The following is a 22,113-nucleotide window of genomic DNA, read 5'->3' as shown; positions in this document are numbered from 1 at the left end:
TTCCGCACGGAGTACGTGATGCTCAGGAGCGAAAGACATGGCAACACTCCAGACCCCGCCCGCCTACGAGTTGTCGCATCTGCGAGCACTCGAAGCGGAGGCGGTCCATATATTCCGCGAAGTCGCAGCGACTTTCGAAAAGCAGGTCCTCCTGTTCTCCGGAGGTAAGGATTCCGTCGTGATGCTGCACGTAGCGGCCAAGGCATTCTGGCCTGCCCCACTGCCGTTCGCTGTGATGCACGTCGACACCGGTCACAATTTCGACGAGGTGATCGAATTCCGCGACCAGACGGTCGATCGCTTCAACCTGCGTCTTGTCGTCTCCAGCGTGCAGGACGACATCGACGCCGGTCGCGTCATCGAGGACACCGGAGTCGGTTCCAGTCGCAATCGCCTGCAGACGCACGCGTTGCTGCGCGGAATTCGCGACAACAAGTTCGACGCCGTGTTCGGTGGTGCTCGCCGAGACGAGGAGAAGGCGCGCGCCAAAGAGAGGGTGTTCAGCTTCCGGGACGAGTTCGGGCAATGGGATCCGAAGGTGCAGCGACCTGAACTGTGGAACCTGTACAACGGCAAACACCGTAAGGGCGAACATATTCGGATCTTCCCGCTCTCGAACTGGACAGAGCTCGACATCTGGCAGTACATCGAGAGCGAGCAGATCGACCTCCCCGGCATCTACTACGCCCATCGTCGCGAGGTGGTTCCACGCGACGGAATGTTGTTGGCACGCACCCGTTTCCTCGAGCTTCGCGCCGGCGAAGAGTCCTACGAGGCGTTGGTGCGCTTCCGTACGGTCGGCGACGCAACGTGTACCGGATGTGTCGAATCGTCGGCCGAAACACCGGGCGCTGTCGTGGAAGAAGTTGCGGCGAGCCGTATCACGGAGCGTGGCGCAACCAGAGCTGATGACCGGATTTCCGAAGCTGGCATGGAAGATCGTAAGAAAGAGGGGTACTTCTGATGCCGCAACTGCTGAGAGTCGCTACAGCGGGCAGTGTCGACGACGGAAAATCGACACTCATCGGCCGGTTGCTCTACGACTCCAAGTCGATCTTCGAGGACCAACTCGAGGCCGTGGAACGGAGCAGCCGAGAACGCGGCGACGAGTACGCCAACCTCGCGCTACTGACCGACGGATTGCGCGCCGAGCGTGAACAGGGCATCACGATCGACGTGGCCCACCGGTATTTCGCGACCCCTCATCGGAAGTTCATCATCGCGGACACTCCCGGGCACGAGCAGTACACCCGCAACATGGTGACCGGCGCGTCGACGGCCGATCTTGCCCTGATCCTGGTGGATGCTCGCAAAGGGGTGCTCGAACAGACGCGGCGGCACGCCTTCTTGTCCACTCTCCTGGGGATACCCCACCTCGTGCTGTGTGTGAACAAAATGGACCTCGTGGGCTGGTCTCAGGAACGGTTCGAGGAGATCAAGGAAGAATTCCGACAGTTCGCGATCAAGTTGGACGTCCACGACCTGACGTTCATTCCGGTCTCGGCGCTGTTGGGGGACAACATCGTTGCCCGGACCGAGAACATGTCCTGGTACGACGGGCCTTCTCTGCTGCACCATCTCGAGCAGGTGCACATCGCGTCGGACCGCAACTTGATCGACGCTCGGTTTCCGGTGCAGTACGTGATCCGTCCGCAGAAGCAGACCGACGCCGACCTCCACGATTTCCGTGGATACGCCGGAACGGTGGCCAGTGGCGTCTTCAAGCCCGGCGACGAAATCGTGGCTTTGCCTTCAGGATTCACCTCGACGGTGAAGGCAGTCCACGGGCCGGGCGGTGACGTGATCGACGAAGCGTTTGCGCCCTCGGCCGTATGCATCGAGCTGACCGACGATCTCGACGTCAGCCGCGGGGACCAATTGTGTCGACTCAACAACCGGCCGCAGGTCGGGCAGGAAATCGATGCGATGGTCTGTTGGTTGACCGAACAGACAACTCTGTCGGAGAACAATCGCTACTCGTTGCTGCACACCACGCGCTCCACGAAAGCGCAGATCGTCAAGCTCGACTACCGGCTGGACGTCAATTCGCTGCACCGCGACGAGAAGGCAGAATCTCTGTCCCTCAACGAGATCGGCCGCATCTCGATCAAGACGCAGCAGCCGTTGATGTTCGATCCCTACCGCCGCAACCGCGTGACGGGCAGCTTCATTCTCGTGGACGAGACCACGGGCAATACCGTCGCCGCCGGAATGATCAACGGTCCGACACTCAAGGAATCGCGCGTCGTCTGGCACAGTTCAGAGGTTTCTCGCGAGGAACGTGCGACTGCCGGCGCCACGGTCTGGCTCACCGGTCTCTCGGCCTCGGGTAAGTCGACGATCGCGGTGGAACTCGAGCGGCGGTTGGTGGCCGCGGGTATCCCGGCGTACCGCCTCGACGGCGACAACCTCCGGCACGGATTGAACGCGGATCTGGGATTCAGTGCCGATGACCGCGCCGAGAACGTCCGCCGAGTCGGCTCGGTGGCGCAGTTGTTCGCTGATTCAGGTGCAGTGGCAGTGGCCTGCCTGATAAGCCCGTACCGCGAAGATCGTGATCGAGTGCGGGCGGCGCACGAGGCCGCCGGGCTGAAGTTCGTCGAGGTCTACGTCGACACCCCGATCGAGCAATGTGAAGCCCGAGACCCCAAGGGCATGTACGCCAAGGCCAGGGCCGGGGAAATCACGGGATTCACCGGAGTCGACGATCCCTACGAAGCTCCGACAAGTCCCGAGTTGGTGATCAGACCCGAAGACGGAACGCCTACCGAACTTGCGCTGCGAATTATGGAAGTGTTGGACCGGTGAGCGAATCCACACACAGCAGAATCGCCGACGAGGCACTCGCGGCGGAATTGGCGCAGGCCGCCGGTGCGATCCTCCTGGGGATCCGAGCCGAGGGTCTTGGTGTCGACGGCGGTCGTGAACTGGGTCGCCGGGGCGACAAGGCCGCCGATTCCTACATCCTCGACCGGTTGGCTGCCGAGCGGCCGGGCGATGCCGTGCTCTCTGAGGAATCTGCCGACGATCGCAGTCGTCTGGATGCAGCTCGGGTCTGGATCATCGATCCGCTGGACGGCTCCAAGGAATACGGCTTGCCGAATCATGCGGATTGGGCAGTGCACGTGGCGCTTTGGGAGCGCGGTAGCGGAATTACCGCAGCCGCGGTTGCTCAGCCGGCGCTCGGAGCGGTGTACTCCAGTGGCGACGAGGCAGCTTCGGTTGCCGCCAACTCGCCGCTCCGCGTAGTAGTCAGCGGATCGCGACCACCCGCATTCACCGAAGCGGTGGCAGCCGAACTCGGCGCCGACGTGGTGCACATGGGATCGGCCGGCGCCAAGGCGATGGCGGTGGTGCGCGGCGAGGTCGACGCGTACCTGCACGCCGGTGGGCAGTGGGAATGGGATTCGGCTGCACCCGTCGGCGTCGCACAGGCGGCGGGACTGCATTGCAGCCGCATCGACGGTTCGCCGCTGCTCTACAACGAATCGCATCCGTACCTGCCGGATCTCGTGATCTGCCGACCGGAGTTGTCGGAGTCGATCCTGGGCGCAATTGCCAAGCACTCCACGGAGTCTGCGGTCAGCGGACGCGTCGCCATGGCGCGTGAATACGTGAACGCATTGCTCACTCATGACGCAACGAAGGTCCGCTTCGCCGCCGACGCCTGGCGGGTCGAGAACGGTCAGCGAACCGGTGACAGCGGAGCCTTCATCAGCAACGAGCTCGAACAAGGCCAGCAATATCGCGGAATCGTGGCGATACGTGAACTCGCGCTGCGTGAGTGGGGCGAGAGCGTCGTAGCCCGGTATCTGCTCGACCTCGGAACACCTGGCCAGGCACCGGCCGTCACAGTTTTCGTCACCGAGTACTTCGGGATACCGGCAGGCGAGATCGAAAGCATCCTGGCAATCATCGAACCCCACGAAGACGATTCGAAAGAGGCTGGAACACAATGACATCGGACAAACTGATCACCGATTTCTGTGCGCTGTGGGCAGACGCCGATGTTGCAAAGATCGTCGACTACTTCACCGATGACGTCGTTTATCACAACATCCCGATGGAGCCCGTGGTCGGTCGCGAGGCCGTCCGGGCGTTCATCGAGCAGTTTGTCGGTGCCTTCGGCAACATCGACTTTCAGATCAAGCGTCAGGTCGCGGACGGCAACACCGTCATGAACGAGCGCGTCGACGTTTTCACCATCAACGGCGCCGAGGTAGCGCTCCCGGTCATGGGGGTGTTCGAAGTCGAGGACGGAAAGATCAAAGCCTGGCGCGACTATTTCGACATGGCGCCGATCAATGCGGCAGCCGGCCAGGCCTGATCGGGGCGCCTACTCCGCGATGACAGCGTGCGGGTAGTCCGACGAGCGGTGCTGGAAACGTGTGATGGCGGGATTCACGATGACGCCGTCCCGGATTTCGATGGCCCGATCGACGGTCTCGTCTGCCTTCCAGGCCGTCTCTCCTGCCATCACAGTGGGCAGGTAGGGAAGAAGTGATTCGCTGATCTCCCACGACGCGGAGTTCCACAGGTACGACGGGCTGTGATCGACGCCGTAGTAAGTGATGTTGTCGCCGACGATGAAGGTCGGATCCGCGAACGAGGTGGGACGAGCCCAGCTGAACCCCATGCCTTCGTCGCACGAGACGTCGACGATGAGGCTTCCCGGTTGGAAGTCCATGAGATCTTCCTCGGTCAGGAACGTCAGTGGGGCGTCCGTGTTCTGCAGTACGCAGTTGACGACGATGTCGTGCTCGGCCAAGAAACCGGGCACCGGCACGCTGTGGTTGTCGAGCATGACGTGGCTGCCACGGACGTCACCGTTGTTGTTGTCGAACGAGACCATGCGCGCCGAGTGGATGGGGGAGCTGACGGCGGTGACTCCACGCTGGGTGAGGACGTCCACTTCGTGGATACCGTGCGCCTTGAGTGCTGTGACCGCGCCGCGTGCAGTGGCTCCGAAACCGATCACGGCAGCGGTGAGACGCCGGCCGTAATCACCGGTGGAACCGATCAACTGCAGGGCGTGCAGTACCGAGCAATAACCGGCGAGCTCGTTGTTCTTGTGGAACACATGCAGATTGAACGATCCGTCGCTGTGCCAGAAGTTCATGGCCTCGAAGGCGATGAGAGTCAGTTTCTTGTCGATCGCGATCTGTGTCAGTTCGGTGTCCTGGACACAGTGCGGCCAGCCCCAGAGAACCTGACCTGACCGTAGTTCGGCGAGGTCACGCACCAACGGCTTCGGTAGCAGAACCACATCGGTTTCCGCCAAAATCTGCTTGCGCGTGCGGATTCCGGCAACGAGGCGCGAGAGGTAGTCGTCGGAGTAGCCGAAGGGGTGGCCGTAGCCTTCTTCGAGGTAGATCCGAGAACGTAGTTCGGCATCGATGCGATCGAAATGCGCAGGATGGATCGGCAACCGGCGTTCTGCCGGTTTGCTCGACTGTCCGATGACTCCAAGGGTGCGTGCGTTGTTCAATTGTGTATCTCTCGATAGGAGCAGGTAGAGATGTCAGGCAGGAGCCTGAGGGACTAGCAGAAGCCGCAGGAACGCTGGCAGATTGCCTCGGCCAGGACCGCGTGAAAGCGTGCTGGCTGCGCTGCTGTCGATCGCCGACGGCAACAGAAAGGCGCGTCGGTATGTGCTCAGTCTAGTCCGGAACGGCCCTCGCCCGGTGGCCGGGCGCTGTGTCGTGCTCCGCTGACGTGTGGCTACTGCTCGCGCAGGCGTGAATCCAGTACGGCCAGTTGGATTTTGCTGGCGTCCGCGTGTACCTGACGTCCTTTGTCGGTGACGTCGACGAAGACTCCGCGCCGGTCGGCCTCGCACAGTGCTCGCTGAACCAGTCCGGCCTTCTCGAGACGGGCCACGCTACGGGAGAGCGCGCTGGGGCTCAGGTACATCTCCGAGGCAAGCTCCTGCATGCGTGGACGTTCGCACGTGGCGTCCATGAGTCGGTCGAGAGCCTCGAAGTCGCTCATGCTCAGCCCATGCGCCGACTGCATCTGGCGATCGAGTTCGCACGCGATGTCGTTGTAGCTGGTCGACAGCGAGCGCCAGGTGTTGCGCAATTCGGATTCCGACGTCACGACCGCATTCTAGTTGAAGACTCGATTACGTGCAATTGCATTAAATGCTTGTGCATTATGTGCATGTGCATCTATTCTCGCTGACGTGACTTGCACAGACTCGACACTCAAACCATTCGATTCGCCGGAAGCCCCGGTTTCTACGGAATCCTCGGATCCGGCCACAGGGGAGGGCTGGTCCCTCAAGCTGTGGGGCATCCTCGCGGTGCTCTGCCTCGTGTTGTTCCTCGACGGTCTCGATGTGTCGATGGTGGGCGTCGCGCTTCCGTCCATCGGCAATGAACTGGGCCTGTCCACTACCTCGCTGCAGTGGATCATCAACGGCTACGTCCTCGGATTCGGCGGCCTGTTGCTACTCGGTGGACGTACCGCCGATCTTCTCGGGCGCAGGAAGGTCTTCCTGATCGCACTGACCGTGTTCGCAATCGCCTCGCTGGTCGGTGGCCTTGTCGACAACGGAACACTGCTGATCGCATCACGATTCGTGAAGGGATTGGCCGCGGCCTTCACCGCTCCGACCGCAATGTCCATTCTCACCACGACGTTCAAGGAAGGTCCGGCCCGTAACCGTGCGCTGTCGGTGTTCTCCGTGTTCGGCGCCAGTGGTTACTCGTCCGGTCTGATCCTCGGTGGGCTGTTGACCAGTGCCGGTTGGCGATTCACGTTCCTGATGCCGGTTCCGTTTGCCGTCATCGCGCTGATCGGTGGGTACTTCCTCATTCCGCGGGACCGTCCCGCAGATACCGGGGGACACGATCTCGTCGGCGCCGTCACCCTGGTGACGGGAATGCTTCTCACGGTGTACACGATGGTTTCGGCTCCGACCCGTGGATGGGCACACCCGATGACGCTGGGTTCGTTCGCCGTCGCAGCCGTGCTTCTGGCGACGTTCTTCTTCGTGGAGAAGAAGGTGGCGCATCCGCTTGTGCGACTTGGGCTTCTGCGCGTCGGCACTATCGTTCGTGCGAATCTGGCCATCATCGCGCTCTTCGGTTCCTACCTGAGCTTCCAGTTCATGATGACGATCTTCCTGCAGTCGGCCCTCGGCTGGTCGCCCCTGAAGATGGCGATGGCACTGCTGCCCGCGGGCATCATCGTCGCCTTCGGATCACCGTTCGTCGGACGGCTGGTCGACCTGTACGGCAGTGCCAAGCTCATCATCGCGGCACTGACGTCGCTCAGCGTCGGGTACCTCTGGTTCCTCTTCGCGGGCAGCGATTCACCGTCGTACGTCGTGGCGATTCTGCCGAGCGTCATCCTGCTCGGACTCGGATTCGCGCTGGGGTACACCTCGATCATGGCCCAGGCCACCTCGGGTGTCGACGACTCGGAGCAGGGTTTGGCGTCCGGGCTGGTGAACACCTCCGCTCAGGTCGGTGCGGCGCTCGTGCTCGCTCTGACCACTGCCCTCGTAACCGCTGGATCGCACACCGCGTCCGGCGCCGGTACCGCCGGATTCGAGCAGTTCCATCCCGGACTGATCCTGGTCACCGGGGTCGCGCTGGTGGGCTTGGCGATCACCGTCTCGCCGCTGGTACGTGGAAGGTCGCAGCGGGGAAGATCCGTGCGTGAAATGCGCGCTGAGGAAGAAAAGGAATTGGCCGAGGTCAACTGAATACTCGCTTCATCCGCGAATGCGCTCGGCCGCGTAGGGGACAATCCTGCGCGGCCGAGTTGCTGTGTCTGAACTATCGCGTGGCAGATTTCAGGGCAGCGTCTTTCAGTGCTACGTCGAAGGTCGTCGACGTAGCTTGCGAACCGAGAATCAAGGCAAGGCGCGCCAACATGGCTTCGCGGTCGGACGGATCAGCCTGATCCAGTGCATTCGACAGTGCCAACCAGACGTGTTCGCGGTGGCCCTCGTCGTCGACCACCGCAGTTGTCGCCGACTGTGCCGTATCGAAGTGCGTCGGCGCAGTGCCGGCGGTGAGGTGTTTGGCCACGTCGTTCAATTGCGTGGGATCGCTGATGCGGCACAGCACCAATCCGTCGGGCCGAATCACGAAGATTTCGCCGACACGAGCGCCGAGGGCAGATGCGAGATTGCCTTCGGCATCGGGAACCGTGGAGTCGGTAGTTCCCACGGTGATCACGCGTACGGTTTCCGGTGCAAGGGCCTGAGCAAGGATTTCGGCTTGCGTGTCGAGTTCGGATACCAGCTCAGCTGACAGTCCGAAAGCCAGCAGGCCGAATCCAGTACCGCGCAGACTGTTCAAGGAGGTAGATGAACCGTCCGCCGAGACCTGGACGACCCTGTCTTCCAACGGATCGCCGGGTAGTACGCCCTCGGCGCCCGCAGCTGTCGGCCACGTCAGCGGGGAGAGCCGGGCGTGCGTCGCACTCGACTGGCGCGGGTTGATGAGGTGCGCGAATTCGCTTCGCTTGGTGGCGAGTTCGAGTACGGCATCGCGGGTGGTCCGGTAGCCGTGACTTCCCGGCGACATGATGAGCGTCGACTTGCCTGCGTTGTCGACGTTCTGCTGCCACGCGCTGCGACGTTCCTTCGAATACGCGTCGAGGATGGTGGAATCGGCAGCTCCGTTGATGACGGCGGCTAGTTGCCACACCAAGGTCTCGGCGTCTTCCATGCCCGAGTTCAGGCCGCGAACACCGAAGATCGGAACGAGATGCGCGGCGTCGCCGGCAAAAAGCACACGGCCGTGAGTGAAATCTTCCAGAGCGAGTGCGTGGGCGCGGTAGAAGCCGAACCATTCCAGGGTCCAGGGGATGTCGCTCTGGAGCCATTCGAGGTGACGCGTGATGCGGTCACGGATGCGATCTTCTTGCGTCTCCGCTTCCGGATCGTCCGAGGCGTCGAGCTGGTAGTCGATGCGCCAGATGTCCCGTGGTTGGCGATGCATGATGATCGTGGACCCCGGGTTGCTGGGTGCGTCGAACCACACCAGACGCTCGGCCGGGAGTTCCGATTCCCAATGAATGTCGGCAATGACGTAGTTGCCCTCGTAGCTGTTGCCCTGCAAGCGGATTCCGCTGAGTTCGCGCATCTTGCTGCGTCCACCATCGGCGGCAACGACCCACGCCGCGCGCAGTTCGCGGGTTCCGAACGCGGTGTCGACGGTCAGAGTCACCTCGTTGTCACCGACGGAGATGCCGGCGATCGACGACGACCAGTGGAAGTTCACCAGTGGGTGAGCGAGCAGCTTGTCGGTCATGATCTGCTCGAACTCGGATTGCGAGACGTTGACCATGGGTCCACGCGCGTCGTGCTCGGCGGATGCCATGCGGAACTGCAGTACTTCCTGATCGCGGTAGTAACTCCGACCACCCACCCACGGCAGAACGAGGTCTTCGAGCTCGGCACCGAAGCCGAGGCGTTCGGCAACTTCGAGGCTGTGGCGTGACACGCAGATCGCGCGACTGCCGAACGAGACCTGATCGGCCGCTTCGAGAATCGTGACGGCAATGCCGCGCTGCGCCAAGCCCATGGCTACGCCCATGCCGACGGGGCCGGCTCCGACGATCACGACGGGAAGTGCGTCGGCCGAAGGCGCCAGGGAGGCGAAGTCCTCGGGTGCGTACTTCTTCGGATGAAAGTAGGTCGACATGGTCACGAGGCTTTCTGTGCGGCAGTGTTTTTCGGGATCAATTGAGGTTCCGGGAGCAGCAGGATGGAAACCAGGCTGATCACGGCAATGATCACGAAGTACACGGTGATGGCGAACGAGGTGTCGAAGGCGGCGTAGAGCGCGGTGGCGATCATCGGGGCCAGACCGCCGCCGAGGATTGCGCCGATCTGGTAGCCGAGTGACGCTCCGCTGTAGCGGATGTGTGCGGGAAACAATTCGGCGAACAGTGCCGCTTGTGGGCCGGCGCAGCAGCCGAGCGTGAAGCCGAGGGCGATCATCGATACGAGCATCACCGGAACGATCGCTGTGTCGATCAGCGGAAAGAACACCGCTGCCGCCACTACCAGGGTGATCGAACTGCGGATGTAGACGGTCCGGCGTCCGAGAGTGTCCGACTTGTGAGCGCTGAAAGCCATTCCCGCCATCCAGAACGGGCAGGATGCGATGAGAAGGAAGAGCATCGTGGTCTTGCTGAAGCCGAGTTCGGTCTCGCCGTACTTGAGGACGTAGACCATGTACGCGTAGGCAATTCCGTTGGTGGCGATGAAGGTTCCACCGGCGAGGAGCACTGTCTTCCAGTGTCTGGTGAGAACCTCGAGAATCGGCATGGACTCCGCCGGTGCTTCGGACTTCGACGCGGTGAACTCGTCACTTTCCTCGAGGCCGAGTCGGATCCACATCGCAACGCCCACCAGAACTGCGCTGAGCAGGAACGGGATTCGCCATCCCCAGGAGTTGAATGCATCGTCGTCCATGAAGGCGGCGAGGGGGAGATAGACGAGATTGGCCACCAGTACGCCTGCGGGAACACCGATTTGTGGTGCGCTGCCGTACAGCCCCTTCCTGCCCTCCGGTGCGTTTTCGGTGGCGACCAGAACTGCGCCGCCCCACTCGCCGCCGACACCGAGTCCCTGAACGAATCGCAAGGTCACCAGGAGTATGGGGGCAAAGACGCCGATAGCGGCGTAGTTGGGTAGCAGCCCGATGGCAACGGTGGCGCAGCCCATCAGCATCAACGAGGTGACCAACATGGATTTGCGTCCGATGCGGTCGCCGAAGTGGCCCATCACGATTCCGCCGATGGGACGCGCGACGAATCCGACGGCGAGGGTGGCGAAGGCGGCGAGGGTGCCGGCCAGATCGGACGTGCCGGGGAAGAACTGCTTGCCGAGCACGAGTGCGGCGGCGGTGCCGTAGATGAAGAAGTCGTACCACTCGATGGCGGTGCCGACAAAGCTGCCGAGGGCGGCCTTACGCGCCTTGACCGTCGCGGCGGCGCGCGTTGCGGTCGGTGAGGCGATGGAGGTCATGAAGTGCCTTTCGAGATGAATGTGGCTTGAAGAAACAATGACGTGCGCCACAACAATTGAAAAGCGAAAGAATTGGAGGTTCTTGCACGGAAAATACGTGGAACCAGCTCCGCTGCCTGGTAGCGGGACTATTGGGCAGGTTCTGAGGGTGAAACGAATTCTATGAAAGCGCGTGCGACGCGGCTGAGGCGAGTGTTCTGGTGCCAAGCGAGAACTACGTGCACCGACGGCACGGCGGGGGAAGCGATGGTCTTGACGACCACCTCGAGCCCCTCGTACGTGACGTCGATCTTGGGCCGCTGGAGTAGCAGCGTCCAGCCGAGGCCACGGCCGACAAATGCCCTCGCCGTCTCGAAGTTCGCAGTTCTGTAGGCAACCTTCGGGGCGAATCCGCCTGCGCGACAGACGTCGAGCGCGTGTTTGGTGCTCGGCGGCGCGTCGAGGAGAACCATCGGGTGTTCCGCCAGGTCCGGAAGATGGATCGGTCGCTCGGACCGCGCGAGTGGGTGTTCTGCACCCAGGACGATCAAGGGTTCGCGGATGGCCAACGGAACTGTGCGCAATTGTGGAGACAGGTCCAGGTCGTAAGCGATTGCGAGGTCCAACTCGCCGTTCTCGAGATGTGTCTGGAGCCGATTCTGAGTGTCCTCGCGGAACTCCACCTGCGCGTCAGGATTCTCACGGGTGAACACGGCGATCATCGACGGCAACACCGTCGGCCCCAGAGCGGGATAACAGCCGATCGCGATGGGCCCCGACACGCTTCCGCCGGTTCCGAGCGCATCGGATTCGAGTTCCCCGGCTTGCTGAAGTAGCGCCCGGGCGCGCACCAGAACGGATTCACCGGTGCGGGTCAGTTGAATGCCGAATGAGCGACGGCGAACGCACAGTTGAACTTTGAGCGCGCGTTCGAGTTCGGTGAGCGCCGCGGACAGGGCGGAAGGAGAGAGGTGCAGGCGCTCGGCCGCGGCACTGATCGTTCCGGTCTCGGCTACCGCGACAAACGCAGCAAGCTGACGCATCGTGTACGTGGGAGCAGGATCGATGCGAGGCATGAGATCGACAGTAGTCGGGTAGATTTCCCTGAATATTTTGGTGTGGCACCGTGAAGAGGTCGACGATCAATCGCTGACCTGCGTCTTCGTGGTGCCCCCGGCAGGATTCGAACCTGCGACCTTTCGCTCCGGAGGCGAACGCTCTATCCCCTGAGCTACGGGGGCGCACCGAACTTTCGGTGTGCCGATTGGGCTGCGTTAGCGTAGCGCATCACGGGGGGACAAGACCAAACCGGCACCCGTCTCGGCATGGCGTCCTCGCGTGAGGTAGTCGAGGATGCGGCCGGGGACCATGGTCGTCGAATCATCTGTACCGACTGACTCGGATGCTTTTTACGCCTAGGCTCGGCTCTGAGCACAGGCTCGGGCGGACTGCTCGGGCACCCTCGTGAGGTACGGGAGTCGTTGATGACCGATCACCACTATTCCGAAGACCAGCTCGCGCTCGACCTGAAGTGGTGGGCAGCGGCCAACTACCTGACCGTCGCGCAGATCTATCTGAAGGACAACACGCTTCTGCGGGAACCGTTGCGTGCCGAGCACATCAAGCCCCGACTGCTCGGGCACTGGGGGACCAGCCCCGGCTTGTCGATGATCTACACGCTCCTCAATCGGCACATCGTCGCCACCGGCGCAGACTGGCTTTACGTGACCGGTCCCGGGCACGGCGGTCCGGCGCTGGTCGCGTCGACGTATCTCGAGGGAACGTACTCGGAGATCTATCCGGAAGTCTCGGACGACGCCGAGGGCATCCACCGGATGTGTCGGCGATTCTCCGCTCCCGGCGGAGTGCCCAGCCATGTGAGTGTGCAGACACCCGGAAGCATCCACGAAGGCGGCGAGCTCGGCTACGCCCTTGCCCATGCGGCCGGCGCTGCCTTCGATCATCCGAACCTCGTGGTGGCCTGTGTGATCGGCGACGGCGAAGCGGAGACCGGGCCGTTGTCCGGCTCGTGGAAGCTCCCGGCGTTCCTGAATCCACGACGCGACGGCGCGGTGCTGCCGATCCTGCACGTGAACGGTGCCAAGATCGCCGGGCCGACGGTCTACGGACGCAGCAGCGACGAAGACATCCAGGCCTATCTTGGTGGACAGGGGTGGGCGCCGATCGTCGTCTCCGGTGACGACCCCGACGCGGTGTTTCCTCAGCTGTATCAAGCGATCTCGCAGGCGCACGAGAAGATCCGCGAGATGCAGGGTGCCGCACGCCGCGGAGAGGAGTGGACGGGTTCGTGGCCGGCAATCGTGTTGCGGACGCCGAAAGGATGGACCGGTCCACACACCGTCGACGGAATCTTGGTCGAGGGCACACATCGTGCGCACCAGGTGCCGTTGTCCGGCGTGCGAAGCAACGAATCACATCTGCGGCAACTCGAAGAGTGGATGCGGTCGTACCGTCCGGACGAGTTGTTCGACGCCAACGGATCACTCGTCGCGGAGCTGGCGGCGCTGTCGCCGACGGGGGACAAGCGCATGGGGAGCACTCCCTACGCGAACGGTGGACGACTTCGCGTCGATCTCCCGATGCCGCCGCTCGAAAAGTATGCGCTTCCCATCCAATCCCCGGGTTCGACCTTCCACGAGACGACGCGAGTTCTCGGCGAGCTTCTGCGCGACATCTACGCCGCCACGGAAACCGAGGACAGCGGCGGGATCTTCCGACTCTTCTGTCCGGACGAGACGTCGAGCAATCGCCTCGGCGCCGTATTCGAGACAACCGATCGCTGCTGGCAACTGCCGATCACCGACTACGACGACGGGCTGTCCGCGGACGGTCGTGTCATGGAGGTCCTCAGCGAGCACCTCTGCGAGGGATGGCTCGAGGGCTATCTGCTGTCGGGCCGACACGGGATGTTCGCGAGCTACGAAGCATTTGCGATGGTGAGCGTGTCGATGCTCATCCAGCACGCCAAGTGGCTCCAACATGCCGTCGACCTGCCGTGGCGGGCGTCTGTTGCTTCGCTCAACGTGCTGTTGACCAGTACGTGCTGGCGCAACGACCACAACGGATTCAGTCATCAGGGCCCCGGCATGATCGACGCCGTTATTCCCTTGGCACCCAGTGTGATCCGCGTGTGGCTGCCGCCGGATTCCAACACGTTGCTCTCGATCTCGGATCACTGCCTGCGTAGTACCGACCACGTCAACCTGATAGTCGTGGACAAGCAACCGCACCTGCAGTACCTCACGCTCGAGCAAGCGCACGAGCACTGCGCGGCGGGCGCTTCGGTCTGGGAATGGGCCGGAACCGAGGCTCGCGGACAGGAACCGGACGTGGTCCTGGCCGCCGCGGGAGATGTGCCGACGCAGGAGATCCTGGCTGCTGCACAGTTGCTGCGCGATCACACACCCGAACTGATCACCCGCGTCGTCAACGTCGTCGATCTGATGGCCTTGCTGACGCCAACCGAGCATCCCCACGGATTCGGGGAGCGGGTCTTCCTCGATCTGTTCTCCGCGCAGACCGACGTCGTGTTCGCATTCCACGGATACTCGCGTGCCGTGCACGAACTGATTCACGGGCGTCCGAGTCCCGAGCGCTTCCACGTTCGCGGATTCAGTGAACAGGGAACAACCACAACACCGTTCGACATGGTTGTCCTCAACAAGATGAGCCGCTACCACCTGGTGATCGAGGCGCTACGACGCTCCAAGCGTCGGCCGGCCGGGGCGTCCGAGTTGGCGGAGTTCTGCCGCACACAACTCGAAAAGCACTCGCGTTACATCGTCGAGCACCTCGAAGACATGCCGGAAGTAGAAAACTGGACCTGGTCCTGAAATTCAGGACCAGGCCCAGTTGGGTCTGAACATTCTCGGCTCAGTTCAGTTCTGCTCAGTTCATGGGCAGTGGCATTGCGCCGCGAGCTGCCAACATGTCGGTCATCAGCTTGGACTCGCTCTGCTGCGTGTTGACCATCGTCTGCGCCAGGCTGCGCACCGGCCCCTCGGTGGCGTCGGCTGCTGCGTACTCCATCATCGGAAGCCCACCTTCGTGGTGACGAAGCATCAGCTGCAGGAACAAGGTGTCGAGTTGCAGACCTTCCGCTGCGCGGAGAGCCGCAAGGTCCTCGGGGGACGCCATGCCGGGCATGGTGTCGACCGGCCCGGAATGACTCATGTCCATCGTGGCCGAAGTCCCGTGCGATCCATGGCCGGAGCCCGAATCGGACGACATCCACTCCATGTACGGGCCCACCTTGGACAGCGGCTGATCCCACATGGTCAGCCACGCCTGCATCTGACCGAGCTGGTTCTGCTGCGTGGTCAAGATGTCGAACGCGAGCGTGCGTACGTCGTTGTCGGTGGACTTCGTCAGGGCGATGGACGCCATGTCGACGGCCTGGCTGTGATGCACGCTCATGTCCTGCGCGAAGCCCACGTCCACCGAATCCGAAGCCGGAACGGTCAGTGACGACTTCGCATCGGGTCCGAGGAGGTTGGTAAGTGCGCCGAGCGCAAAACCGACGGCGATCGCGCCGATCAGACCGATGATCAGCAGTGCGGTGCGCTGACTCGGCTTCGAAGACTGATCGGTGTTCGTCGAACTATCCACCGGCGGGAATCTGTTCGTCGGTGGCCGGGGTAGCGCCCGTGCCGTCCATCTGGATGGCGTCGGCGCCCGGAGGTGTCGGATCGAACGGCGACGTCGACGGAGTGAACAGCGGGTTGGTGCAGCTCGCGCCGACCTCGGGGTAGACGTTCGGGTTCTGGTTCAGCGCAGTGATGAACTGATCGATGCGATCGTCGTCGGCCTTGTCGATCTCGAGGCGATGGCCCCACGACTGCAGAGAAATGGGGCTGCTCTGACCGGGGTACGGCGACATCAGCATGTAGGACTTGCCGTTCACGCGTCCGGCGAGACTGTCGATCTGGTCCTGGTCGACGAGATCGGGGTTGTACGTGATCCAGATGGCGCCGTGCTCGAGCGAGTGGACGGCGTTCTCGGTGCGAATCGGGTCGGCGTACACGGTTCCGGTGCAGTTAGCCCAGGTGGCGTCGTGCGGGCCACCGAACGGCGGGGTCTGGTCGTACGCCACGCGCTGAGTGGAATCGACGTGCTGGCCGGCCGGGTACTCGATCTTGAGGACGCCGTCGATCTTGTCCGACGGATCCTTGTTCTCCGAGCTGTACTTGTACGGCTCGAGGGCCTGCCGCTCCTCGACCTTGGGCCACAGATTGATACCGAGCACGGCGATGAGTGCGAGCACAGCCACACCGGCGCCGATCGACAGCCAGGGGATCTGGCGGGGAGCGGGGACGCCGCCCTTGCCCTTCTTGGCCGGCCGACTGTTCTTGTTGGCGGCCTTGATGGCCTTGGCTGATTTGGCCCCGGAGTTCTTGTTGGGACCGCGACTATCGGAACCGCTTGGCATCGATTGGGCTCTTTCGGTGTGTGGGCTTGAGGTGTGGCGCGCCCGCGCATGAAGGTACGCGGTGGTAGCTCGGGCATTACCACTGTACTTTCCGAGTCTGAGGGCAAACTTTGAGAGTGGCGTGCGACACGCCACAGCGGCCCCGCGCACGTTCACGGAGAGCGAGGCGTGAGGCGAGTCTCCACTTCCGGTGTGCAGGCAATAGGATGAATACCTGTGACTCCAGCTGACCTTGCCGAACTGCTCCGCGGAACCGCAGCGAGCGTCCTTGCCGATCGTGGCCTCGACGTATCCGTGCTACCCGAAACCCTCACCGTCGAGCGACCACGCAACCCCGAGCACGGCGATTACGCCACCAACATTGCCATGCAGGTAGCCAAGAAGGTCGGCACGAATCCCCGCGAGCTGGCGGGCTGGATCGCCGAAGCCCTCACCGCTGCCGACGGAATCGAATCCGCCGAGATCGCCGGGCCCGGCTTCCTCAACATTCGGTTGGACAAGGACGCCCAGGGCGCGATCGTCGTGTCGGTTCTCGAAGCCGGTGCGTCGTACGGCTCGGGTGACTCCCTCGCCGGCAAGAAGATCAACCTCGAATTCGTCTCCGCCAACCCCACCGGACCGATTCACCTCGGTGGAACCCGTTGGGCCGCAGTCGGAGACGCGCTCGGACGCATTCTGTCCGCGCAGGGTGGTTTGGTAACACGTGAGTACTACTTCAACGATCACGGTGCCCAGATCGACCGCTTCTCGCGTTCGCTGATCGCTGCAGCGAAGGGTGAACCTGCTCCCGAAGACGGTTACGCCGGTGCATACATCGCCGACATCGCCGCCTCGGTTCTGAAGCAGCGTCCCGACGTCATGGATCTGCCTGCCGACGAGCAGCAGGAAACCTTCCGCGCCATCGGCGTCGAATTGATGTTCACGCACATCAAGCAGACCCTGCACGACTTCGGCGTCGACTTCGACGTCTACTTCCACGAGAACTCGCTCTTCGAATCCGGTGCGGTCGAGAAGGCCGTCGAATCCCTCAAGGGTTCGGGCAACCTCTTCCACGAAGACGGTGCGTGGTGGCTCAAGAGCACCGACTACGGCGACGACAAGGACCGCGTCGTCATCAAGAGCGATGGCAACGCCGCCTACATCGCCGGTGACATCGCCTACTTCCAGAACAAGCGCGCCCGTGGGTTCGACCTCTGTATCTACATGCTCGGCGCCGACCATCACGGTTACATCGGCCGTCTCAAGGCTGCCGCTGCCGCATTCGGCGACGATCCGGACACCGTCGAGGTGCTGATCGGCCAGATGGTCAACCTCGTCAAGGACGGCACTGCCGTCAAGATGAGCAAGCGTGCAGGCACCGTCATCACCCTCGACGACCTGGTCGAGGCAATCGGCGTCGACGCCTCGCGTTACGTCATGATCCGCTCGTCGGTCGACTCGAGCATCGACATCGACCTCGACCTGTGGACCAAGACCAGCAGCGAGAACCCCGTCTACTACGTGCAGTACGCGCACGCACGCCTCTCGGCGATCGCCCGCAACGCCGCAGACCTCGGTCTGTCCGCCGACGCGAGCAACCTCGCCCTGCTCACCGTCGAGCAGGAGGGTGACCTCATCCGCACGATCGGCGAGTATCCACGCGTCGTGTCGAGCGCTGCGAATCTGCGTGAGCCGCACCGTATTGCCCGCTACCTCGAAGAACTCGCGGGTGCGTACCACCGCTTCTACGGCGCGTGCCGCATCCTTCCGCAAGGCGACGAAGACGCCACCGACGTGCACCGCGCGCGTCTGGCTCTCTGCGCCGCCACCCGACAGGTCCTGGCCAACGGTCTCGAACTGCTCGGCGTCACCGCACCGGAGCAAATGTGAACGCGCACCCCGCCGGCCCCAAGCATGCCGAGCAGTTGCAGGCCCCCGGCTTGCCCGACCGTCCGACCAGCCCCGAAGCCTTCGGCGAACTCTCACCGCAGGTGTGGCCGCGCAACGCTTCTCGCGGCGACGACGGTGAAGTGACCCTCGCGGGTGTCAAGGTCGGTGAACTTGCCGAGAAGTACGGCACTCCGTTGTTCGTCATCGACGAGGACGACTTCCGTTCACGCTGCCGTGACATGGCCCGCGCCTTCGGCCCGGATGCCAAGGTGCACTACGCATCCAAGGCATTCCTCTGTGGCGAGATCGCACGCTGGGTCGCCGACGAAGGCCTCTCGCTCGACGTCTGCTCCGGCGGCGAACTGGCGATCGCGTTGCACGCGGACTTCCCGGCCGAGCGAATTGCCATGCACGGCAACAACAAGTCAGTCGCCGAACTGGCCGCTGGTGTCGCCGCGGGCGTCGGACACGTCGTGCTCGACTCGTCGATCGAGATCGACCGACTCGATCGTGTCGCCGGTGAGGCCGGTGTCGTTCAGGACGTGTTGATCCGACTGACCGTCGGCGTCGAAGCGCATACTCACGAATTCATCTCCACCGCACACGAGGACCAGAAGTTCGGTTTCTCGCTGGCCGGGGGAGCGGCGATCGACGCGGTCCGTCGCGTCTTCGCTGCCGACAACTTGCGCCTGGTCGGCCTGCACAGCCACATCGGTTCGCAGATCTTCGACGTCGACGGTTTCGAGGTGGCAGCGCACCGCGTGATCGGTTTGCTCCGCGACGTCGTCACCGAGTTCGGAGTCGAGAAGACCAAGCAGATTTCGATCATCGACCTCGGCGGCGGCATGGGGATCTCGTATATCCCCTCCGACGACCCGCCGCCCGTCGACGAACTGGCAGCAAAGCTCGGCCACATCGTGCGCAACGAGTCCGCACTGGCCGGATTGCCGGAGCCGACGCTTGCCGTCGAACCCGGCCGCGCCATCGCCGGACCTGGCACGGTGACGCTCTACGAGGTCGGCACCATCAAGGACGTCACGGTGGGTAGCTCGCTGACACGCCGCTACATCAGCGTCGACGGCGGGATGAGCGACAACATCCGCACGTCCCTCTACGGTGCGGAGTACGAAGCCAAGTTGGTTTCGCGAACTTCCGAGGCTGATCCCGTCGTTGCACGTATCGTCGGTAAGCACTGCGAGTCCGGTGACGTGGTCATTCGGGACACCTGGATGCCCGAGGACGTCGGGCCCGGTGATTTACTAGCGGTAGCAGCGACCGGTGCATACTGCTATTCGATGTCGAGCAGGTACAACCTGCTCACCCGCCCAGCCGTGGTGGCGGTGCGTGACGGAGTCTCACGCGTGATTCTGCGGAGGGAAACAGTGGAAGATCTGCTCAGCTTGGAGGTATCGCAGTGACGAGCGAATCGGCGCATCGCGCTATCGGTGTGGCCGTTCTCGGCCTCGGCAACGTCGGGAGCGAGGTCGTCCGGATCATTCGTGAGCAGGCCGAGGAACTCGAAGCTCGCGTCGGCGCCCCGTTGGAACTGCGGGGAGTTGCCGTCCGCCGTATCGGCTCGGACCGCGGAATTCCCGAGGAACTGCAGACGACGGACGCCGAGTCCCTGGTCGGTCGTGACGACGTCGACATCGTGGTCGAGGTGATCGGCGGAATCGAGCTCCCTCGCAAGCTGATTCTCTCTTCCCTCAACTCCGGCAAGTCGGTCGTGACCGCCAACAAGGCGCTGCTCGCGGACCACACCGGTGAATTGGCGGAGGCTGCAGAGGCCAACTCTGTCGACCTGTACTTCGAGGCCGCTGTTGCCGGTGCGATCCCCGTGATCCGCCCGCTCACACAGTCGTTGGCCGGAGACCGTGTCAACAAGGTCGCCGGAATCGTGAACGGCACCACCAACTTCATCCTTTCGGCGATGGACGAGACCGGCGCCGACTACGAAGAGACCTTGGCCGAAGCCGGACGACTCGGATACGCGGAAGCCGACCCGACCGCGGACGTCGAAGGCTACGACGCCGCGGCGAAGGCAGCGATCCTCGCGTCGATCGCGTTCCACACCCGCGTCACTGCCGCGGACGTGTACCGCGAAGGAATCTCCACGATCACCTCCGCCGACCTGGCTTCGGCGAAGGCACTCGACTGCACGATCAAGTTGCTCTCGATCTGCGAGCGCATCGTCACGCCCAAGGGCAAGGAGCGGATTTCCGCTCGCGTGTACCCGGCGCTGGTTCCGCTCAGCCATCCGCTGGCCTCGGTCAACGGCGCGTTCAACGCCGTTGTCGTGGAAGCAGAGAACGCCGGCCGGCTCATGTTCTACGGCCAGGGCGCAGGCGGCGCCCCCACCGCTTCCGCGGTGATGGGTGACCTGGTGATGGCTGCGCGCAACAAGGTTCACGGCGGCCGCGGCCCCCGCGAGTCCAAGTACGCCAAGCTCAAGGTCGCCCCGATGGGCGACATCCTCACGCGCTACTACGTGAACATGGAGGTCGCGGACAAGGAAGGTGTGCTTTCCGCAGTCGCCGCCGAGTTCGCCAAGCACGGCGTGAGCATCTCCGTCGTCCGCCAGGAGGGCGCCGGCGCCGGCGCGCGTCTGGTGGTCGTCACTCATGTAGCAACCGACGCGGCTCTCTCCGAGACCGTGGCGGCCCTCAACGAACTCGAATTCGTCACCGCTGTGACCAGCGTGCTGCGACTGGAAGGCACTGAACAATGACCGGCATCGTCAACCCCGTCCACAAGGCATGGCCGGGTCTCATCGAGGCATACCGGGACCGTCTCGCGATCGGTGACAACTGGAAGACCGTCACCCTGCGCGAAGGCGGCACCCCGCTCCTGCCGGCCGGCCACCTCTCCGAGATCACCGGCTGCGACGTCTACCTCAAGGTCGAGGGCCTCAACCCCACCGGTTCCTTCAAGGACCGCGGCATGACGATGGCCGTCACCGACGCCTTGGCCCGTGGCCAGCGCGCAGTTCTGTGCGCGTCCACCGGCAACACCTCCGCCTCGGCCGCTGCGTATGCAGCCAAGGCCGGCATGACCTGCGCCGTGCTCATCCCGCAGGGCAAGATCGCCATGGGCAAGCTTGCGCAGGCAGTCATGCACGGCGCCAAGATCATTCAGGTCCAGGGCAACTTCGACGACTGCCTCGAGCTGGCGCGCAAGACCACGGCCGAATTCCCCACCATCGGTCTCGTCAACTCGGTCAACCCGGTGCGCATCGAAGGCCAGAAGACCGCGGCATTCGAGATCATGGACGTCCTCGGCAAGGCTCCCGACGTGCACGCACTCCCGGTCGGAAACGCCGGTAACATCACCGCGTACTGGCGCGGATACTCCGAGTACTACGCGGACGGTCTGACCACGGTGAAGCCCCGCATGCTCGGCGTCCAGGCAGCCGGAGCGGCTCCGCTGGTCAACGGTGCTCCCGTCAAGGATCCCGAAACCATCGCCACCGCAATCCGAATCGGTTCTCCCGCTTCCTGGAACGGCGCTGTCGCCGCGAAGGAAGAGTCGAACGGTGCATTCCGTGCCGCCACCGACGAGAAGATCCTCGAGGCTTACCGTCTGATCGCCGCCACCGAGGGCGTCTTCGTCGAACCGGCGTCGGCAGCCAGCGTCGCCGGCCTGCTCGCCGCACGTGCAGAGGGCTGGCTCGAGCCGGGCCTGACCGTCGTGTGCACGGTGACCGGTAACGGTCTCAAGGATCCTGACACGGCTTTGAAGGGTATGCCGAACGTCGAGCCGATCGGTGTCGATCCCGTTGCCGTCGCGGCTGCCCTCGAGCTTGCATAGTGTCCGTGGATTC

At 63.2% G+C, this 22,113-nt stretch carries 17 protein-coding genes and 1 tRNA gene; 10 read left to right on the top strand and 8 right to left on the bottom strand.

Going from position 1 to position 22,113, the window contains the following annotated elements:
- Positions 1-37 precede the first annotated feature (37 nt).
- The 4 genes from cysD to P0M12_RS01745 are packed head-to-tail and all read left to right on the top strand — an operon-like array spanning position 38 to position 4,327.
- Positions 38-964 (top strand): sulfate adenylyltransferase subunit CysD, encoded by a 927-nt coding sequence (gene cysD, locus P0M12_RS01760; RefSeq protein WP_277377393.1) that lies wholly within the window; start codon positions 38-40, stop codon positions 962-964.
- Positions 964-2,808: an adenylyl-sulfate kinase gene (gene cysC / locus P0M12_RS01755; RefSeq protein ID WP_003941334.1), complete on the top strand. Its 1,845-nt coding sequence runs from the start codon at positions 964-966 to the stop codon at positions 2,806-2,808. The genes cysD and cysC overlap by 1 nt, the downstream gene beginning before the upstream one ends.
- Positions 2,805-3,959 carry a 3'(2'),5'-bisphosphate nucleotidase CysQ gene (locus P0M12_RS01750; protein ID WP_215515997.1) on the top strand — a complete coding sequence of 385 codons (1,155 nt, stop codon included), beginning with the start codon at positions 2,805-2,807 and terminating at the stop codon, positions 3,957-3,959. The genes cysC and P0M12_RS01750 overlap by 4 nt, the downstream gene beginning before the upstream one ends.
- Complete coding sequence (locus P0M12_RS01745; RefSeq protein WP_007726173.1) at positions 3,956-4,327, top strand: limonene-1,2-epoxide hydrolase family protein; 372 nt, start codon at positions 3,956-3,958, stop codon at positions 4,325-4,327. Before P0M12_RS01750 ends, P0M12_RS01745 begins: the two co-directional genes overlap by 4 nt.
- A 9-nt stretch (positions 4,328-4,336) precedes the next feature.
- Here the strand turns inward: P0M12_RS01745 and P0M12_RS01740 are convergent, their stop codons facing one another.
- Entirely contained in the window at positions 4,337-5,488 is a 1,152-nt protein-coding gene (locus P0M12_RS01740; RefSeq protein WP_007726175.1) for a N(5)-(carboxyethyl)ornithine synthase, read from the bottom strand.
- A gap of 233 nt (positions 5,489-5,721) precedes the next feature.
- A complete protein-coding gene (locus P0M12_RS01735; protein ID WP_003941367.1) occupies positions 5,722-6,099 on the bottom strand; it encodes a MarR family transcriptional regulator in 378 nt (125 codons plus the stop codon).
- Between the two features lie 85 nt (positions 6,100-6,184).
- Between P0M12_RS01735 and P0M12_RS01730 the strand changes: the two genes are divergently transcribed.
- Positions 6,185-7,714 (top strand): MFS transporter, encoded by a 1,530-nt coding sequence (locus tag P0M12_RS01730; protein WP_007726177.1) that lies wholly within the window; start codon positions 6,185-6,187, stop codon positions 7,712-7,714.
- 73 nt (positions 7,715-7,787) lie between these two features.
- On the opposite strand, the gene P0M12_RS01725 is transcribed toward P0M12_RS01730, so the two are convergent.
- From P0M12_RS01725 to P0M12_RS01710, 4 genes are all read right to left on the bottom strand, one after another.
- Positions 7,788-9,665, bottom strand: coding sequence for an FAD-dependent monooxygenase (locus tag P0M12_RS01725; RefSeq protein ID WP_158170827.1), 1,878 nt, complete (start codon positions 9,663-9,665; stop codon positions 7,788-7,790).
- Between the two features lie 2 nt (positions 9,666-9,667).
- Positions 9,668-10,996, bottom strand: coding sequence for an MFS transporter (locus P0M12_RS01720; RefSeq protein WP_075833726.1), 1,329 nt, complete (start codon positions 10,994-10,996; stop codon positions 9,668-9,670).
- A 128-nt stretch (positions 10,997-11,124) separates the two neighbouring features.
- Positions 11,125-12,051 (bottom strand): LysR substrate-binding domain-containing protein, encoded by a 927-nt coding sequence (locus P0M12_RS01715; RefSeq protein ID WP_165639706.1) that lies wholly within the window; start codon positions 12,049-12,051, stop codon positions 11,125-11,127.
- Positions 12,052-12,140: 89 nt separating this feature from the next.
- Positions 12,141-12,216, bottom strand: a tRNA-Arg gene (locus P0M12_RS01710).
- A 243-nt stretch (positions 12,217-12,459) separates the two neighbouring features.
- Here P0M12_RS01710 and P0M12_RS01705 point away from each other — a divergent pair.
- Positions 12,460-14,829 carry a phosphoketolase family protein gene (locus P0M12_RS01705; RefSeq protein ID WP_003941371.1) on the top strand — a complete coding sequence of 790 codons (2,370 nt, stop codon included), beginning with the start codon at positions 12,460-12,462 and terminating at the stop codon, positions 14,827-14,829.
- A gap of 55 nt (positions 14,830-14,884) precedes the next feature.
- On the opposite strand, the gene P0M12_RS01700 is transcribed toward P0M12_RS01705, so the two are convergent.
- The gene (locus P0M12_RS01700; protein ID WP_047270160.1) at positions 14,885-15,604 is read right to left on the bottom strand and encodes a DUF305 domain-containing protein; all 720 of its coding nucleotides are present in this window, start codon (positions 15,602-15,604) and stop codon (positions 14,885-14,887) included.
- The gene (locus tag P0M12_RS01695; protein ID WP_003941378.1) at positions 15,597-16,424 is read right to left on the bottom strand and encodes a DUF3105 domain-containing protein; all 828 of its coding nucleotides are present in this window, start codon (positions 16,422-16,424) and stop codon (positions 15,597-15,599) included. Before P0M12_RS01695 ends, P0M12_RS01700 begins: the two co-directional genes overlap by 8 nt.
- A 216-nt stretch (positions 16,425-16,640) precedes the next feature.
- Between P0M12_RS01695 and argS the strand changes: the two genes are divergently transcribed.
- The 4 genes from argS to thrC are packed head-to-tail and all read left to right on the top strand — an operon-like array spanning position 16,641 to position 22,100.
- On the top strand, positions 16,641-18,293 hold the full coding sequence (gene argS / locus P0M12_RS01690) for an arginine--tRNA ligase (protein ID WP_003941360.1): 1,653 nt from the start codon (positions 16,641-16,643) through the stop codon (positions 18,291-18,293).
- Complete coding sequence (lysA, locus tag P0M12_RS01685; RefSeq protein ID WP_003941384.1) at positions 18,290-19,711, top strand: diaminopimelate decarboxylase; 1,422 nt, start codon at positions 18,290-18,292, stop codon at positions 19,709-19,711. Before argS ends, lysA begins: the two co-directional genes overlap by 4 nt.
- Positions 19,708-21,021: a homoserine dehydrogenase gene (locus P0M12_RS01680; protein ID WP_007726192.1), complete on the top strand. Its 1,314-nt coding sequence runs from the start codon at positions 19,708-19,710 to the stop codon at positions 21,019-21,021. The genes lysA and P0M12_RS01680 overlap by 4 nt, the downstream gene beginning before the upstream one ends.
- Positions 21,018-22,100, top strand: coding sequence for a threonine synthase (gene thrC / locus P0M12_RS01675; RefSeq protein WP_003941280.1), 1,083 nt, complete (start codon positions 21,018-21,020; stop codon positions 22,098-22,100). Before P0M12_RS01680 ends, thrC begins: the two co-directional genes overlap by 4 nt.
- Positions 22,101-22,113: the final 13 nt, after the last annotated feature.

It is taken from the genome of Rhodococcus sp. RCBS9, assembly GCF_029457415.1.
GTDB lineage: Bacteria > Actinomycetota > Actinomycetes > Mycobacteriales > Mycobacteriaceae > Rhodococcus_F > Rhodococcus_F qingshengii.
This window is presented reverse-complemented; position numbering and strand designations above follow the sequence as displayed.

Coding starts and splice junctions, on each gene's coding strand:
- cysD (WP_277377393.1), top strand. CDS start 38: ATGGCAACACTCCAGACCCCGCCCGCCTACGAGTTGTCGCATCTGCGA.
- cysC (WP_003941334.1), top strand. CDS start 964: ATGCCGCAACTGCTGAGAGTCGCTACAGCGGGCAGTGTCGACGACGGA.
- P0M12_RS01745 (WP_007726173.1), top strand. CDS start 3,956: ATGACATCGGACAAACTGATCACCGATTTCTGTGCGCTGTGGGCAGAC.
- P0M12_RS01725 (WP_158170827.1), bottom strand. CDS start 9,665: ATGTCGACCTACTTTCATCCGAAGAAGTACGCACCCGAGGACTTCGCC.
- P0M12_RS01720 (WP_075833726.1), bottom strand. CDS start 10,996: ATGACCTCCATCGCCTCACCGACCGCAACGCGCGCCGCCGCGACGGTC.
- P0M12_RS01715 (WP_165639706.1), bottom strand. CDS start 12,051: ATGCCTCGCATCGATCCTGCTCCCACGTACACGATGCGTCAGCTTGCT.
- P0M12_RS01705 (WP_003941371.1), top strand. CDS start 12,460: ATGACCGATCACCACTATTCCGAAGACCAGCTCGCGCTCGACCTGAAG.
- P0M12_RS01695 (WP_003941378.1), bottom strand. CDS start 16,424: ATGCCAAGCGGTTCCGATAGTCGCGGTCCCAACAAGAACTCCGGGGCC.
- thrC (WP_003941280.1), top strand. CDS start 21,018: ATGACCGGCATCGTCAACCCCGTCCACAAGGCATGGCCGGGTCTCATC.